Raw genomic sequence first — 16123 nt, 5'->3', positions numbered from 1 at the left:
ATAATACCTATTCGTCACATCTACCCATATTCCTGCAAAATTTTATTTTCTTCACCAAATTGCCATATTCTATTTCTTAAAAAAAATGAAGCAGTGAAGCAGGGGACGTATCTATTGCTTCAATATTATGAGACACATTCCCGAAACATTGGAAACGTCCCCTGCCCCGCTGCCCCAGGCCAACCGCCTAAAGCAATCCGACCATTTTCAGCCCGTGGAGGATGCCGCCGTCATTCACATGGAGTGTCTCGAACTTGGCAACTTCCTTCGCTTCCGGGACGGAGTTGCCCATGGCGACACTGTTCGGGACATACGACAGCATTTCAACGTCATTCAAGCCATCACCAAAAGCATAGGTATTTTCAAGGGAAAGCCCCATTGCAGTAATCAGTTTCTCAATCCCTTTCGCTTTCGAGCCTTCTGCTGGGAGTACATCAACCGAAAGCGGATGCCAGCGGATAAAATCGAATTCGCCGAACGCTTTTTCATATTGTTGCTCCTCCTCATGCTGGCAGAAAAGGAGCGTCTGGAAAATCTCACGTCCACGGAAATAATCGGGTTCGTGAGACGGCTGTTTCGAAAGCTTAAGCGTTCCCATACTTTCATCAATCCAATTATGCTCTGGTACACTCATTTTCATATCGAACGGGTCCAAATAAATAACTGGGTGGTTGTTTTCCGCTGCCGCCACAGTTAGTTGCTCAAGTGCCAGTTCATTTAGGGGATTCCGGTAAACCGGTTTCCCTTTCAGGACGACGTATTGCCCGTTAAAGGAAACATATGTATCAATGCCAAGTTCCTCACGTAAGTCCTCGAACATGAACGATCCCCGCCCTGTCGCAATGGCAACTTCATGCCCCAGTTCCTTCAGTTTATAGATCGCTTCCCTAGTTGATGCGGGAAGGCGCTTATCATCGTCGAGCAACGTTCCGTCAATATCAAAAAAGATAATGCTTTTTTCCATATCCAACACCTTTCTTTTTAAAAAAACCGCCCCTGCGCTCAATTTTACATTGTACATAAGTGTATAGAATTTATCCACCGCAGGCCAGCCGTTGACGTTATCCTAAAAAATCCATCTTGTTTTTAATAGCGGTTCATGGTGCAATCCTATATAATTTAGAAAAAGAGTACGGAGGACACTCATGCCTGAAAACGACGGCGCATTAGCCGCTCAACAAAAGAAAAAAGCAACGCTTACCCGAATTGGCATTGTGTTGATTATTTTATCCTGTGTATTTTATGCAGCCATCCTGTTTGTCCCGCTTACGTCTTTATCGACAGGGACGAAGGTAGCCATTACCGGCGGGCTTGTGCTAGTCGGCGAAGCCACTTTCTGGATTGGGGGCATAATCCTCGGCAAGGAAGCTGTCACGCGTTACAGAAAAAACATGAATCCAATGAATTGGTTCAAAGGCGGCAAGCAGCCGTAAATAAAATAACCAGGAAGCCTGCCAGGGTTGTGGCGGGATTCCTGGTTATTTCTTTTATTATACTGAAGGCGGGAGCATTCTGGAATTTGAGCATCAGGACCGTTTAGGGTGATTTCTTCATTTGAAACGGTCTTGATAAGCCGGCTCAGGACCGTTTATGAGGGATCTTTCACGTGAAACGGTCTGATACGGGAACACTGCAGCTTACGACCATGCTAGCTTATTCAAAAACCTCAAGCTGTTTCCTGACAACCTTTGACCAGGCAAAGACCCTATCGGCCGCTCCCTTGGGTTCCCCGCCCAGGTACACCTCCGAAACAGTCATGGCCCACTCGCGATAAACAGGGCTGGCAGCCTCTTTTCTTTTCATCTTTGACGGGCCGGCAGCCAAGACGGAAACCATTTTGCCTATTTCATGAATCGGCAAGCTGCTGTCAAACGCCTCACAAAAAATGCCGCGAAAATTTGACCATGCTGCCTCAGAAAACTCGGAAGGATGCTGGATGTTGAAGCAGGCGACCGTCCAAAAGTGTTTGCTGAGCAATTCCGGGTCAGCTTGCTCCCAAGCGAGGATTTCCTCCAGCTGCCCCCGGCAATCAAGTCCGTTCGCTTCAGGCGCGCCGCATTCTGGGCACGTTTTGTAATAATTGATGGCACGGTTCATCCTCCAGCACCCCTCTATTTTCTACAAGCCGCGCATATAAAATTAATTTTCAACCACAAATACCAATGCACTAGAGCAAGCTAGCACGAGAGTTAGAATGTAAATCCTTCATTTATATTTTACTACTCTCTTCCTATGTTAACCAATGCATTCTCGCACTCTTTCCTTTTTCAAAAACCTACAATTTTCGCCATGAAATAGGTCTATGGAATCTTCCATTCCTTCTATAAATCTAGTAAATTGTAAAATATCAGAAATATTTGTAACATAATAGTAATATAATCGACTATATAGTTGAATAAGAAATTTATAGAAACCGAGGGGAAACGGTGATGGGGAAATTTGTTGGCAACAAGAAACTTCGGAATGTATTGATATGCCTTGCGTTTGTGCCGCTTATTTTTGGAGTCATTATGGCTGCCGGCACATATGGATCAAAAGCCAGGGTGGCAAAAAGCAGCAGCCTTGCTCTAACCTGGCTGAAGGCAGAACTTAAAGCGGAGTTCCCGAACTACGGGACGAGGCTCCAACCGGTCAAACCTGTTTCCCAGCAACATAAACCCGAATCCACAAAGAACAGCCAGAATTCGGCAGGGTTGATTACCGTTGTAGAACCTCCCGCAAAAACCGGACAGGAAGCGAAGCCGGCACAAAAGCCCACAGTGAAACCGTCACAGGCTCAAAAACCCGTGCCAAAAACTCCTGCAAAACAGGACGCCCCTCCTGCACTGAAACCATCGGCTACGTCTGCTGGCAAGCCTGCAACAACTGAAACAAGCAAGTCGGATACTACTGGCAAAAGCAATCACGGAACAGATGAAACAACCATTCCCGACTCAAAACCTGCACAGGGATCAAAACCGGATTCAAAGCCGGCGGAAACGCCTTCCCAAAGCACGCCAGCTGCAAAACCGCCTGCTCCTTCTGCACCGGCAAAACAACGAGAGCTCTACCTGACATTCGATGATGGCCCTCACCGAGTTTCAAGCCAAATCCTTGACCTGCTGGACAAGTACAATGCCAAGGCCACGTTCTTCATGCTTGACGGGAACATGAACCAGCATCCCGAAGCAGTCAAACGGATGGCTGCATCTGGCCATGGACTTGGGATGCACGGTGTTTCCCATGACAAGGCAAAGTTTTACCAATCGGGCCACACAGTAATTGCAGAAATGAACCAGGGCAGGGATACAGTAAAAAGGCTCACCGGGATAGAATCAATTTTGATCCGCACCCCGTTCGGCAGCTCTCCTTACATGACCCATGATTATAAAAAGGCTGTCATTGCGCACGGATTTAAGATGTGGGATTGGAACGTCGATAGCAGGGACTGGTTTTACCGGGACCGCCGCTTTGTCGAAAGCGCGATTGAACAAATCGAAAAGCAAAAAAGCAAGCCAGGACCAATTGTCGTCCTTCTCCATGAAAGGGACGAGACACTCCTATACCTGCCTGCCTTGCTGGACTATTTGAAAAATCAAAATTTCAAACTCCTGCCGCTGACAGCCGACATGGAACCTGTACAATTCAAATAAATGAAAAAATAGTACCAATTCATCGTCTATACAAAACTCATTTCCCAGCCAACCATTGCTGGGCACTGAGCGCTTTCAACCTAAAAAAGCACTGCCTCTGAATATGGCAGTGCTTTTGCTTTATCTTGTTTCAACTGTCAGGCCGACAGCCTTGCATAAATGGTAATGCGACTTGGCCATTAATTTTGATTTTAGTTCCACGCTTAAGGCATCATCCAATAATCGATGGTTGTACCTATGTAAAAAAAAGTGGAAATAATATTGGGCTTTAACTAGACTCTTCAACACAATTACCCCCTAATCATCAATCCGTATACCGCAGGGCCGTATTCGGGAACTGGCTGGCATGGCTATATAAATAGCTTTAGCCCCTTTAGTTTTGCGCCCCCACTTTTCAGTGGATTTGCCGTTTCGTCCATTTTTGTGCTATACACCTAACATTACCAAAATTCCAGACTGGATTCAATCTTTTCTGACTTCTTAACCTCGATGAAGACACTGCCTGGCCTTTTATAGCTATTTATACTTTATTAACCGTTTTATGCTTCCTTCTAAACATTCCGAAACAACAATTTTCCAATTGGACAAACGCATAAAAAAAGGCCTATTCCAGCTGCATAGACTTAAGGTTTTATTCCCAGTGGATTGGTTCGTATTTCCCGCTTTTTTTTTAATAGAAAAAGGAACCGTGATGGCTCCCTTTTATGATAAAAGTTCTGTAAATTTTTTGAATGCCTGTATGCCTTCGCTCGTTTGCTTGAAAACGCCCGCATCTTCAAGGACCCTGACAAATTTCGCACCGGCATTTTCGCGGACGATGGAGGACACCGTCTTGTCGGACAATTCCTTCGCATGCTTCTTCTTCATCTCATCCGCCCAGGCGAGGTGGTACTCCTTCACGTCAGCATCCGTGCCGAGCAAATATTTTTCAATTTCCTTTAGCTCAGATTCGAGCCTTGCGGGGAGGACTGCCAGACCCATCACTTCAATCAGCCCGATGTTTTCTTTTTTTATATGCTGGACGTCGCCATGCGCATGAAAAATGCCAAGTGGATGTTCGTCGCTTGTCCGGTTATTCCGGAGGACAAGGTCCATCTCGAACTGGCCGCCCCGCTTCCTTGCGATTGGTGTGATCGTATTGTGCCTTGTCTCGCCTGTATAGGCCTCAATCCCCACATCCGGTGCGCTATAGCCCTTCCACGCTTCAAATATCGTTTCTGCCGCGCCGGCAACCTGTTTAGGGTCTTCCCCTCGAAGCCGAATGACGGACAGCGGCCATTTCAGCGCTGCCGCTTCAATGTCCGAGTAGCCTTTTAGGGTAAAATTGAAGATTTCCCCGGCTCTCGCCATCGCGAATTCGTATTTTCCGCCCTGATAATGGTCATGAGTTAAAATCGAGCCTCCGACAATCGGCAGGTCGGCGTTTGAGCCAAGGAAGTAGGAAGGGAACTTACCGACAAATTCAAGCAGCCTTTCAAATGCACCGCGGTCGATCTTCATGTCGCGGTGCTCAGCGCTTAAGACAATGCAATGCTCATTGTAATATACATAAGGCGAGTATTGCAGATACCATGGCTCGCCTCTAAGGCCAAGCTCGATCATCCTGTGGTTCGAGCGGGCTGGATAGCCAATCCTGCCTGCATAGCCTTCGTTTTCAATGCAAAGCAGGCATTTTGGATAATCCGAAGCCGTGCTTTTCATTTCACGTTCCAGCGCAATTTGCTTCGGATCTTTTTCAGGCTTTGAAAGATTAATCGTGATATCAAGCGTTCCATAAATCGAGTCATACGTGTAGCTAATATTTTTCGCAATTTGCTTCGTCTGGATGTAATTGCTGTTATTGCTAAGCTGATAAAAATAATCGGTCGCTTGATTCGGATCGACGCGGTATTTTTCATAAAATAAAGCATTTACATCGGATGGCCTTTGGACAAGGACATTCATAATCCTTGCCGTGAAAATTTCCCTCTCGGAATCCAGTTCGCCAATGATGCCCTTTTCGGTAGCAAAATCGGCAAGCGCCGCTAGGATGTCGGGGATGCTTTCGCTATCAGGTCCAGTGCCGTTCGGGATAAATTCGTCCAGTCCAAGGAGGGCCATGATCTGGTTGCGCGCATAAATTTCATCCTGCTGTCTGATCATTTCGCAGGCATGCGCCTGGTCGAGTAGCGCTTGTATCGCCTGATAAACCTCCATGCCAAGCCCTCCCTTATCCTTTATAGCCTTCCGGATGGTTTCGATGCCAGTTCCAGGCGTCTTCTAATATCCGTTCCACTGACGTTTTTTCCGGTGTCCATCCAAGGATTCGTTTTGCTTTTTCCGAAGAAGCAATCAGCCTGCTAGGATCACCGCTTCTCCGTGGGACAATCTTTGCGGGGATGTCATGGCCAGTCACCTTCCGGGCAGCTTCGATCATTTCCTTCACCGAAAAGCCTTGACCGCTTCCGAGGTTGATGATTTCGCTGTCGCCGCCGTTTTGAAGATAACGGAGGGCAAGGATATGGGCGTCAATCAAATCCTCCACATGGATGTAATCGCGAATGCATGTGCCGTCTTCGGTATCGTAATCATCTCCGAAAATGGAAATGTGCTCCCTCTGGCCAAGTGGAACCTGGAGAATAAGCGGGATTAGATGGGTTTCCGGCTGGTGGTCTTCGCCAATCTCACCTGTTTGCCTTGCCCCGGCAACATTAAAATAGCGGAGCGATACATATTTCAGGCCATAGGCCACTTCGCACCACTTCATTATTTTTTCCATCGTCAGCTTTGTTTCGCCATAGGCGTTTGTCGGGTTCGCAGGCATGTCTTCCGTAATCGGCATGACCGTTTGCTCGCCGTACGTTGCCGCGGTCGAGGAGAAAACAATGTTTTTAACCCCAAACTCGACCATTGTCTCGAGCAGCACCTGGGTTCCGTACACATTGTTATTGAAGTAGTCGAGCGGTTTTTCCATCGATTCGCCAACAAGCGAGTTTGCGGCGAAGTGGAGGACCCCGTCAATTTGCTCTTTTTCGAATACCCCGCGCAAGAACTCCCTATCGCGGATGTCCCCATTATAAAAATTCGCCTTCGGATGGACGGCCTCTCGGTGGCCGGTTTGGAGGTTATCCACCACAATCACGCCGTATCCCTGGTCAATCAGTTGATAGACGGCATGGGAGCCAATATAGCCCGCGCCGCCAAGCACTAAAATGCCCATCATTCTACCTCCGCTGTAATTTCTTTCGTGCCATCGCCGATATGTGCGACATAAAAGCTAGCATCATAGCCGATTTTGTCCTTGTAGGCTTTCCCTACCTCTTCAATGAAAGAATCAGTCTGGGCAGCCGCCACCAATGCAATCGCGCAACCCCCGAAACCCGCTCCGGTCATCCGTGCCCCGAGGGTTCCGCTTTGCTGCCACGCTGCTTCGACAAGCGTGTCGAGCTCAATGCCCGTGACCTCGTAATCGTCTTTAAGCGATCGGTGCGACTCGTTCATCAATTTTCCGAAGCTCTCTAGATTTCCATTTTTCAGCTCGGTTAGCGCTTCCTTCGTCCGCCCGTTTTCGTACACCGCGTGCCTGGCCCTTTTTTGTAAAATTTCATCCGGGATAAGATGCATGTGGGTATCGAATTGATGCTCGGTCAGCGCCCCAAGGGACCTTATATTAAGCTCCTTTTGCAGATAGGCAAGAGCGCTTTCACACTGGCTCCGCCTCTCGTTGTACTTGGAATCGGCAAGCTCGCGCCGCTTGTTTGTATTCATAATGATAATTTTATAACCGTTTATATGCAGAGGCGCATACTCATATTCCAGCGTTTCACAATCAAGGAGGATGCCGCAATCTTTTTTTCCCAACCCGACAGCGAATTGGTCCATGATCCCGCTATTCACGCCGATGAATTCATTTTCGACCCGCTTGCCGATCTGGACAAGGCTGATTCTTGGGATTTCCAGCCCAAAAAGTTCATTGGCGATGACCCCAATTAGCATTTCAAGCGACGCAGAGGAGGATAGCCCCGCTCCGTTCGGGATGTTCCCATCGATTAGGATGTCCATTCCATTTGGTATTTCCCAGCCCGCTTCGATGATATAGCGGATCATCCCTTTTGGGAAGTTCCCCCATGTGTGGCCCGCTTCGTAATCAAGGCCATCAAGGGTAAATTCGATGAACCCGGCATCCGGAAAGTTTTTTGAAAAGAGGCGGAAGCAATGGTCGTCACGCTTTTTGGCAATTCCATATGTTCCGTACGTAATTGCGCACGGGAAAACACGGCCCCCGTTATAGTCCGTGTGCTCGCCGATCAGGTTGATCCGCCCTGGTGAAAAAAAGCTTCGGACACCTTCTGTCGTTCCGTATGAAAATAGTTCGCTGAATTCTTGCGTTAATTGTTTGAGATTCATAGTCTATACCCCTAACTAAAAGGAAATACAGTTTTAGTGGGAAGGCCTATATGGCTTCCTCCCTCTAGAAACTGCTGTTCCGTATAACTAATTCGGTACTGATGAAAATCTTTTTGGCGACCCTTCGGCCTTCAATCCGTTCCAGCAGCGCTTCAAGGGCTGTTTCCCCCATCAGTTCTGTATGGACTTTCAAAGTCGTCAAGGAAGGGAAGATATACTTCGATACACTTATGTCATTGATCCCTATGACATTCACACGCTCCGGAACAGCGATATTCCCTTCATGGAGCGCGCGCAGGCAGCCGATTGCAATCAAATCGTTCCCGGCAAAAATGGCCGTTGGCAGCCTGTTCCCCAGCTCCTCGATCGCCTGCTTCATCAAAGTGTAGCCGCTCGCGACCGAGAAGGCACCGATGTAAATCAAACACTCATCCAATCGCCCTTTTTCCTTCATATAGGTGCGAAAGGTCGTTTCCCTGGGATCGACAATCTCGGTTGAGCTTCCTTTATAGGTTTCACGCCCCCCGATATATCCGATTGAGTTGTGGCCCTTTTTAATAAGGTAATCAATGATTTTTTTCGATGCTTTGTCAAAATCGATAATAACCGAGTCATACACGTCATCATCCGGACTGCAATCGGTAAACACAATGTTCAGGGTGACCTCGGCCATTTCGGCAACCTGCTCAAGGCTGAACTTTCCGATTGCGATGATTCCCTGAAGCTGGTCATTCTTTATTTCCTTCAGCTCATCGTAAAAATAATTGGCAAATTGAATATCCAGCTGTTGGCATCTTTGCTCAATGCCATGGCGGATTGACATGTAGTAAAGGTCTTCCATCTCTTCCTTTTCGGTATACCAGTGGATGATTGCGATTTTTTTGGCTGCCGGCTTTTTCAATGGCCTTTTTTTATAGGACAATTCTTCAGCAGCTTCAACTATCCGCTTTCTCGTTTCATCAGTAACCGACAGCGTTGGGTCGTAATTCAGCACCCGCGAAACAGTCGCGATGGATACCCCTGCCTTCTCGGCGATATCCTTAATCGTTGCCAGGTCTCATCCCTCCTTTCTGTTTACTCCTCGATAGCAGGCAGGTATATTGCCAATGCCTCCAAGAAGAAAAATCCTTTCCAACAAGAACGTGAAGAACATGAAATTGGTTCATTCAGGAACGCTGTAAGAAAGGATTTTGGGTTATTTATGCTCGTGAAGAAGGCACCTTTCTTTATTTCAGCGCCAAACCATCAACATCTGCTTAGTTTTATAGAACTTATCATTTATATTGTATCTTTTTTAGTAAAATAATCAATATTTTTACTAAAAATATTTATTGAGGTTTAATAATGGTGGAATGCCACATATCATTGATTTCCTTTACCTTTGCCAATTCGCATTTCGGCTTCCTGTCATAGGTCAACAGCCCGTTGATTTCCTGCTCAACATCAGTCAATTGTGTATAGCAAAAGCCATGGAGCGCTTTTGATGCGTAGACGGCTTCCATGACGCGCCGGTAATCCTCGACAAACTCGAATTCGTCTTTAACGGATGTATAGCCCCATCCGCTGTCATCCCCGGCTTTAAAGCCTATCCCGCCAAATTCAGTGAGCAAAATTGGCTCGCCCTGATACTCAAAGCCGTCCGCGTAAATTCCTCTCAAGGCAGGCTTTGAGTTCAGGAGGTTCTCCTTGGTGGACAGGGACTCTTTAAATTCCTCGTATTTCGCGGTCTCTTCGCTGCCGCCATGGTTATAATTATGGATCGCGCAAATATCCGTTTTCGTCAGCTCCCAGCCGTCATTTGAAATGACGAGACGGGTTGGATCGACCGAATGGATCAGGTGGTACATCGCCAGCGAATGGTGCTGCTGCTGTTTATTGTTTTTAATAAAAGGGACGCCCCAGCTTTCATTCACAGGCACCCAGGCGACAACGGACGGATGGTTATAATCCCTCTCAATAATCTCGATCCATTCCCTTGTCAGCCTTGCCGCTGCATCTTCACTGTAGGAAGGGAACGCGGCACACTCACCCCACACAAGGAAACCAAGCTGGTCTGCCCAGTACAGGAAGCGCGGATCCTCGACTTTCTGGTGTTTTCGGCAGCCGTTGAAGCCCATTTCCCGGGCAAGCTCGATATCCTTTTTCAAATCTTCATCACTTGGCGCGGTCAGGAGCCCCTCCGGCCAATATCCCTGGTCGAGGACAAGCTTTTGGTAATAGGGCTTGTTGTTCAAATAAACCATTCCGTTTTCGGCATGGATTTTCCTCATCCCGAAGTAGGACTCGACCTCATCATATACAGTATCGTTTTCGGTATCCTTAAGGGACAGCTTAATGTCAAAAAGGTTCGGGTTCTCAGGTGACCAGTTCCAGCCGATATGATGGAAGGACGTCCTGAAAATCTTTCGATTATAGAGATTGATGGCGCGCTTTGTATACGATTCCGCCAATTCAATTGTATCGCGGGCCACCCTTTCACCCTTGAAGCTGATTTCAATTTCGGCGTATTTTTTCGCACTATCGCCTTTCACGTCAAACTCGACAATCACATCGCCGCGGTCGATATCCGGCGTAAGCCTCAGCTTCGACAGGCTGGCGGTTCCAACTGGTTCAAGCCAGACGGTCTGCCAAATCCCCGTTGTCCTCGTGTACCAGATTGCATCCGATTTCTCGACCCAGAATTGCTTCCCGCGCGGAATTGTTTCATCTGTTGACGGATCTTCAACCCTGACAACAACCGTCTCGGTTCCCCACGTCAACTCATCGGTAATGTCGAGCGAAAAGGCTGTATGTCCGCCTTCATGGAAGCCAACAAATTGGCCGTTCACATAGACCCAGGCACGGTAGTCGACCGCGCCAAAATGGAGGACGGCCCGTTTGCCTTTCCATCCTTCAGGCACGCTAAACTCTCGCCGGTACCAGACATGGTCATGGAAGGACGGGTCATGGATGCCGCTCAGCTTCGATTGATAGGCGAAAGGAACGGTGATCTTCCTGTCGAACGCATCCCCTTTTTGGAACCACTTTTCCCTCACGCCAACATTTTCGTCATCAAAGGCAAAATCCCATTCACCATTCAAATTCAACCATTCGTTCCGGACAAACTGTGGTCTTGGATATTCATGCCTGTAAGTCATAATGATCTCTCCTTACCAAACAATGATTGTATATACCTAATTTGCTAGATCAGCGGAACCCTGCCCTGCTGCTCTGATCGGTTTGTTCTTCGCTAGGGCAATAACCGCAGCGGCCAGGCAGAGCGCAAGGCTGATCAGATCGGATAAAAAGTAGAAGGCTGCCGCTAGAAAAGCCCAATAGGCCGGCAGCTTGTACTGGAGTTTTCCATCCTTCATAAGCTTTTTTGCGAAAAGGATGTTCAGGCTGCCGATGACAATAAATAACAGTCCATACGTCACTGTGAATCCATATAAACTGTCAAACAGGGACTCGGCGCCCTTCCGTTCGACAGCTTCGAGGCCAGGTAACTGGGCTCCCTGTTTTTTGATATACATAGAATAAAAGAACATGGTAATAAACCCTGTAATAATTTGCCATGTGCTTGCCGCATAGATGAGTTTCCGCTCGAAGGACCGGCTCATTCGCATTCACTCCTTGCTAGCTGGGGATTGCTCATTTTCTCCTGGCTCATTATCCTTTTACGCCTGACGACAGGGACATCGACTGCATGAAATAGCGCTGCGCGAATAAATAAAGCAGGAAGGTAGGTACGAGCGCAATCAGGGCACCCGCCGTGCCGATGCCGGGATACGTCAAATATTGTCCCTGGAGCAACTGAAGGCCCGGGGTAATTGGAAGCTTTTCAACATCATTCAGGACAATGGATGGCCAGAGGAAATCATTCCACGCGCCCGTAAAGCTGAACAATGCGACAACAGTAAGGACGGGGCGGATAAGCGGGAGAATGATCAGCCAGAAAATCTGGAATTCATTCGCGCCGTCAATACGCGCCGATTCATCGAATGTTTTCGGAATGCCAAGGACGAACTGGCGGACGAGGAAAACGTTGAACACACCCGCCGCACCCGGAACGATAACAGCGAGCAGGTTGTTTACCCATCCAAGCTGATCCATAATGCTGTACAGCGGAATCAGGTTCACGACACCCGGGAACATCATCGATCCGAGCAGTACGGCGAACAGGAAATCGCGTCCCTTAAAGTGCAGGCGCGTGTAGCCGTATGCTGCGAGCGATACGACCACAAGGACGAGCACTGTATGCGAAACAGCGATAATTAATGAATTCGTAAACCATTTAATGATTGGAGTCGAATCATTATTAAACAGCAACTCGACATAGTTGCTCAACGACCAGTGGATTGGCAGAAAGCTGACTCCTGCGGCTGTGATTTCCTCTTCCGATTTAAAGGAAGTAAAGATACCCCAAAGAATCGGGAATACCCACACAAGTGCCATTATCAATAAAAAAATAAACGCTGCTAGTTTGGTTGCCCTATAATGTTTCATCGGTATCCCCCTAATCTCGGTCCCTTAAAAGGTAGAATTGGATTGCGGATACAACCATAATGCACAGCCCAAGCATAATGGCCATCGCCGAGGAAATGCCCGCCACCGAAATACCGGACCCGAAGGCATTTTGCTGGATATACATGAGGAGCACCTTGGTCGAGTCATTCGGGCCGCCCCCCGTCAGCATAAGCGGCTGGCCATACACGTTGAACTGGGCAATCGTAGTCATGACGGTCGTGAACAAAATCTGATATTTGATACTCGGCAGCGTCACCCTGAAAAACTTGCTGAAGACTCCTGCTCCATCGAGTTCGGCAGCTTCCAGCAAATCCTTCGGAACCCCGTTCAGGGCAGCCAGATAGATGACCATATTGCCGCCAATTGTCCACCAAACCGTAACGATGACGAGGGAAATCCAGGCGTGGGGCTGGTTGTCGAGCATATTCGTTGAAATGTTAAAGTAATTTTGGAGCGGCCCATAGGTAACGCTCAGGAGGAAATTCCAGACAATCATGACCGCGGATATGGCAAACAGTGAAGGCAAATAAAATAATGACTGGAACAGCCTGTTCATTGCCGGTTTTGCCGAAAGAGCGGTTGCCATCAGCAGCGGGACAATAATACAAAACGGCACCGAAATAAGGACGAAAATAAAGGTATTTTTAATCCCGTTGTAAAACTGCCCATAAAAGCTTGATTCCTCGTTAAACAATATGGTTTGGAAGTTTGCAAACCCTACAAATTCGGGGGACTGGAAAAGGTCCCATTTCGTAAACGCGATATAAATGCCGAATATAGACGGGAAGAGAAAAAACAATATAAATAAAAGGAGATGGGGCCCTATGAAGAAAACAGGCCAAAGATTAGGTTTTCTCCGCTTGTGCATGCCTCCATTTTCGTTTATCGGCTTTTCAGCTATCGTTGCCATTCTTTCACCTCGTTTTTTGAAAAGGCTTTGTGGCCTGCCTGTTGATTTCCACTCCAATCACATAACGGCTAAGCCAAAAAGAGAATTCGGAGTGGAGTGGATAGAAAAAGGAGGAGGAATGGGCCCCTCCTCCCTTTTCAACCATTGTTGTTACTGGCCCATTTTATCGTTAACTGTCTGCTGGATTTTCTTGAGCTGTTCCTTAATATCAGCTTTGCCCTGGATCATATCCCACAGGGAGGAATCGATTTCGCCAAAGACATAGGAGCTTCCCGGATCCGTAATGATCGTTACCGCTTTCCTAGCCTCATCCGTTTTCAGAAGGAAAGACTGCGGCATGCTCGTATATTCCTCGTTGTCGAGCATTCCCAAAGACGTTGGGTTCGCGCCTGACTTAATCCATTCAGTCTGGTTGCCCTGCAGCCATTCCAGAAATTTTACAGTGCTCTTGATTTTCTCTTCTGAACGTTCCTTGCTTTTGAACATCGCAAACTGGTCAGCGCCGCTTCCCTGGATGACACGCGCGGCATCCCACTGCGGAGTGAACGTTTCAGCCCATTCAAAATCGGTAATCTTGCTCATCTGGGAAAGCATCCATGTTCCTTCAGGAAGGAAAATTACTTTTCCATTGTTGAATAACTTGTTCATGTCCTCGCCCTTTTTGTTCATGTAGCCAAGGTCATGCAACTTCTTGAATTGCTCGACGGTTTTTACAGCAATTTCATTGTCGATAGTCGGCTTTTCTCCATCAGAGAACTTTCCTCCCATCTGCAGGTAGAGATTGTTGAAGTTCTGCATCGGCCAGGTGAAGCCGTATGCGTAAACGCCATCCGCCTTGGCTGCCTCGCCAGCTTTCTCAACCTCTTCATATGTGATGATGTTGTCATCGGCCGCGCCAGGTACATACTTATCAACAAGGTCCTTGTTGTAGTACATAACCCAGCTTCCCATTGTTGCTGGGACTCCGAATTGGCTTCCATCAACCGTACCAACATTCCATGCTTCTTCAAGGTAGTTATCACCTTTTACTTCAGTACCGTCAATAAACTCATCCCAAGGCTCAAGCATTCCCTGCGAGTGGTAAGTGGAAACGGCTTCAGATGCGATCAATGCGATATCAGGAACGCCTTTGCCTGAACGGGTTACACTGGCAAGCTTATTGCCCAATACCCCGCCCTCCATTGCAACAATTTTCACTTTGTAGTCAGGATTTGTGGCATTGTAGCGGTCAATATCCTTTTTGATCAAATCGCCATCCGGACCGGTCGTACCGCTCCATAGCAGGATTTCCTTCTTTTCTTTTTTGCTGTCGCCGGAAGATTTTTCATTGTTGCTGCTGCAAGCACTTAATAGTAATGCAAAAATGACCATTAAAATCATTAAAAGCCTTGATTTTTTCATTTTTTGCTTCCCCCTATTCTAATTTTCTGTTCCGTATTAGTCGGCCCATCGATTTTCAGCTTTCCATCTTCAAAATAGAGACGGTCCATATTCATTTGCCTGTCACCGCTTGGGGCATCCGGATCAGTGTGCGTGTGATAAACAGCATAAAGAGTCTTGCCGTCAAGCCCAACGGTCACACTGTTATGACCCGGACCGGAAATGCCATGTTTAAGATCCTTTTTCAAAATCGGATTTTCCTCGGCTTTTTTAAAAGGTCCCATCGGGCTGTCCGAAACCGCATAACCAACACTATAATCCGGGCTTGCATAGAAGTTTGAAGAATACATGAGATAGTACTTGCCCTTATGCTTTAGTACAAATGGGCCTTCGTTCCACTGGTAGTCATCATTCAGGCCTTCCCATTCCTGGTCGGGGCCAATAAGTAATGTTGGCTCTCCTGTTAAAGCGGTCAGGTCACGTGTCATTTTCTGGACGTAGACCTGGCTGACATGATATCCGTCGATGATATTTTCGGAGCAATCCTTTACATAGTAAAAATACGGAGTGCCATCATCATCGAAAAAGATATGTCCATCAATATAGGAGCCTTCCTGTTTAACAATCTCAGTACTTATGTCTTTGAACGGGCCAAGCGGATCCTTACTGGCAGCGACTGAAATCTGCAGATGGCCTTCCTTGTTTCTTGCACTGTATGTCATGTAAAATTGGCCGTCGTGCTTGATGACCTCGGGTGCCCAAAAATCGCCGGTCGCCCACTGGTTCTCCTGGTCAGTGATGTCGTATGCCATCCCGATTTCATCCCAATCTACGAGATTATCAGACTTCCAAACTCTGAAGCCAATCGACGCAGCCGATGTCGCATACATATAATAGGCATCTCCATCCTTGATAACGAACGGGTCGCCAATATTTGTGATGCCGCCAACCGGATTCGTATAGGCCAAAGCCTCTTCCTCCTTGTCAAAAGCACGCCATATCCCCAGCAATCCCAGCACCAAAACCAACCCCGCAACCAATAATGCTTTAGTCAATTTACTTAGTTTTCCCATTGCCATCCCATCTCCTAAACTAGTTTTCTTTGAGAATCTCCTCCTTTAGTTCACTTTAGTTTGAAAAACAACATGAATACGCTTTCATGGGATGCTAAAAAAATTTCACGTAAAATCTTTATTAAACTTTTACTACAACTCAAATCTAACCCTTTTTCAATTGGATGTCAAATTCCAAAGATGGGAATTCCTTGACAGTGAAGGAGGCAGACAATAGAGAGATGGATTCTTTTTGG

General features: G+C 47.2%; 15 protein-coding genes and 1 riboswitch. Of the genes, 2 read left to right on the top strand and 13 right to left on the bottom strand.

The window, feature by feature from the left end:
- Window positions 1-187: 187 nt before the first annotated feature.
- Window positions 188-964: a Cof-type HAD-IIB family hydrolase gene (locus tag AR337_RS18770; RefSeq protein WP_059173702.1), complete on the bottom strand. Its 777-nt coding sequence runs from the start codon at window positions 962-964 to the stop codon at window positions 188-190.
- A gap of 181 nt (window positions 965-1145) precedes the next feature.
- Here AR337_RS18770 and AR337_RS18765 point away from each other — a divergent pair, with 181 nt between their 5' ends.
- On the top strand, window positions 1146-1433 hold the full coding sequence (locus AR337_RS18765; protein ID WP_059173563.1) for a transporter suffix domain-containing protein: 288 nt from the start codon (window positions 1146-1148) through the stop codon (window positions 1431-1433).
- A gap of 220 nt (window positions 1434-1653) precedes the next feature.
- Here the strand turns inward: AR337_RS18765 and AR337_RS18760 are convergent, their stop codons facing one another.
- Window positions 1654-2097: a DUF5946 family protein gene (locus AR337_RS18760; protein ID WP_059173562.1), complete on the bottom strand. Its 444-nt coding sequence runs from the start codon at window positions 2095-2097 to the stop codon at window positions 1654-1656.
- A gap of 332 nt (window positions 2098-2429) precedes the next feature.
- Between AR337_RS18760 and AR337_RS18755 the strand changes: the two genes are divergently transcribed.
- Window positions 2430-3632: a polysaccharide deacetylase family protein gene (locus AR337_RS18755; protein WP_059173561.1), complete on the top strand. Its 1203-nt coding sequence runs from the start codon at window positions 2430-2432 to the stop codon at window positions 3630-3632.
- A gap of 120 nt (window positions 3633-3752) precedes the next feature.
- Here the strand turns inward: AR337_RS18755 and AR337_RS23340 are convergent, their stop codons facing one another.
- The 11 genes from AR337_RS23340 to AR337_RS18705 all read right to left on the bottom strand — a co-directional run bounded on the left by AR337_RS23340 (window position 3753) and on the right by AR337_RS18705 (window position 15887).
- Entirely contained in the window at window positions 3753-3917 is a 165-nt protein-coding gene (locus AR337_RS23340; RefSeq protein ID WP_156424454.1) for a hypothetical protein, read from the bottom strand.
- A gap of 44 nt (window positions 3918-3961) precedes the next feature.
- A riboswitch (cyclic di-GMP riboswitch) is annotated at window positions 3962-4050 on the bottom strand.
- 284 nt (window positions 4051-4334) lie between these two features.
- Window positions 4335-5828, bottom strand: coding sequence for a UDP-glucose--hexose-1-phosphate uridylyltransferase (galT, locus tag AR337_RS18750; protein ID WP_059173560.1), 1494 nt, complete (start codon window positions 5826-5828; stop codon window positions 4335-4337).
- Window positions 5829-5841: 13 nt separating this feature from the next.
- Window positions 5842-6831, bottom strand: a complete 990-nt coding sequence (gene galE / locus AR337_RS18745) for a UDP-glucose 4-epimerase GalE (protein ID WP_059173559.1) — start codon at window positions 6829-6831, stop codon at window positions 5842-5844.
- Window positions 6831-8018, bottom strand: a complete 1188-nt coding sequence (locus AR337_RS18740) for a galactokinase (protein WP_059173558.1) — start codon at window positions 8016-8018, stop codon at window positions 6831-6833. The genes galE and AR337_RS18740 overlap by 1 nt, the downstream gene beginning before the upstream one ends.
- Before the next feature lie 64 nt (window positions 8019-8082).
- On the bottom strand, window positions 8083-9072 hold the full coding sequence (locus tag AR337_RS18735; protein ID WP_059173557.1) for a LacI family DNA-binding transcriptional regulator: 990 nt from the start codon (window positions 9070-9072) through the stop codon (window positions 8083-8085).
- 274 nt (window positions 9073-9346) lie between these two features.
- Complete coding sequence (locus AR337_RS18730) at window positions 9347-11155, bottom strand: glycoside hydrolase family 2 (protein WP_059173556.1); 1809 nt, start codon at window positions 11153-11155, stop codon at window positions 9347-9349.
- A gap of 36 nt (window positions 11156-11191) precedes the next feature.
- Window positions 11192-11617: a hypothetical protein gene (locus AR337_RS18725; protein ID WP_059173555.1), complete on the bottom strand. Its 426-nt coding sequence runs from the start codon at window positions 11615-11617 to the stop codon at window positions 11192-11194.
- Window positions 11618-11666: 49 nt separating this feature from the next.
- On the bottom strand, window positions 11667-12503 hold the full coding sequence (locus AR337_RS18720; protein WP_059173554.1) for a carbohydrate ABC transporter permease: 837 nt from the start codon (window positions 12501-12503) through the stop codon (window positions 11667-11669).
- A gap of 10 nt (window positions 12504-12513) precedes the next feature.
- Entirely contained in the window at window positions 12514-13434 is a 921-nt protein-coding gene (locus AR337_RS18715) for a carbohydrate ABC transporter permease (protein ID WP_253701940.1), read from the bottom strand.
- A gap of 150 nt (window positions 13435-13584) precedes the next feature.
- On the bottom strand, window positions 13585-14835 hold the full coding sequence (locus AR337_RS18710; protein WP_059173553.1) for an ABC transporter substrate-binding protein: 1251 nt from the start codon (window positions 14833-14835) through the stop codon (window positions 13585-13587).
- Window positions 14832-15887 carry a glycoside hydrolase family 43 protein gene (locus tag AR337_RS18705; RefSeq protein ID WP_082687074.1) on the bottom strand — a complete coding sequence of 352 codons (1056 nt, stop codon included), beginning with the start codon at window positions 15885-15887 and terminating at the stop codon, window positions 14832-14834. Before AR337_RS18705 ends, AR337_RS18710 begins: the two co-directional genes overlap by 4 nt.
- Window positions 15888-16123 lie beyond the last annotated feature (236 nt).

The sequence above is a fragment of the Bacillus sp. FJAT-27445 genome (assembly GCF_001510665.1).
GTDB lineage: Bacteria > Bacillota > Bacilli > Bacillales > Cytobacillaceae > Bacillus_D.
This window is presented reverse-complemented; position numbering and strand designations above follow the sequence as displayed.

Coding starts and splice junctions, on each gene's coding strand:
- galT (WP_059173560.1), bottom strand. CDS start 5,828: ATGGAGGTTTATCAGGCGATACAAGCGCTACTCGACCAGGCGCATGCC.
- AR337_RS18770 (WP_059173702.1), bottom strand. CDS start 964: ATGGAAAAAAGCATTATCTTTTTTGATATTGACGGAACGTTGCTCGAC.
- AR337_RS18740 (WP_059173558.1), bottom strand. CDS start 8,018: ATGAATCTCAAACAATTAACGCAAGAATTCAGCGAACTATTTTCATAC.
- AR337_RS18760 (WP_059173562.1), bottom strand. CDS start 2,097: ATGAACCGTGCCATCAATTATTACAAAACGTGCCCAGAATGCGGCGCG.
- AR337_RS18720 (WP_059173554.1), bottom strand. CDS start 12,503: ATGAAACATTATAGGGCAACCAAACTAGCAGCGTTTATTTTTTTATTG.
- AR337_RS18730 (WP_059173556.1), bottom strand. CDS start 11,155: ATGACTTACAGGCATGAATATCCAAGACCACAGTTTGTCCGGAACGAA.
- AR337_RS18755 (WP_059173561.1), top strand. CDS start 2,430: ATGGGGAAATTTGTTGGCAACAAGAAACTTCGGAATGTATTGATATGC.
- galE (WP_059173559.1), bottom strand. CDS start 6,831: ATGGGCATTTTAGTGCTTGGCGGCGCGGGCTATATTGGCTCCCATGCC.
- AR337_RS18765 (WP_059173563.1), top strand. CDS start 1,146: ATGCCTGAAAACGACGGCGCATTAGCCGCTCAACAAAAGAAAAAAGCA.
- AR337_RS18725 (WP_059173555.1), bottom strand. CDS start 11,617: ATGAGCCGGTCCTTCGAGCGGAAACTCATCTATGCGGCAAGCACATGG.
- AR337_RS18710 (WP_059173553.1), bottom strand. CDS start 14,835: ATGAAAAAATCAAGGCTTTTAATGATTTTAATGGTCATTTTTGCATTA.
- AR337_RS18705 (WP_082687074.1), bottom strand. CDS start 15,887: ATGGGAAAACTAAGTAAATTGACTAAAGCATTATTGGTTGCGGGGTTG.
- AR337_RS18715 (WP_253701940.1), bottom strand. CDS start 13,434: ATGGCAACGATAGCTGAAAAGCCGATAAACGAAAATGGAGGCATGCAC.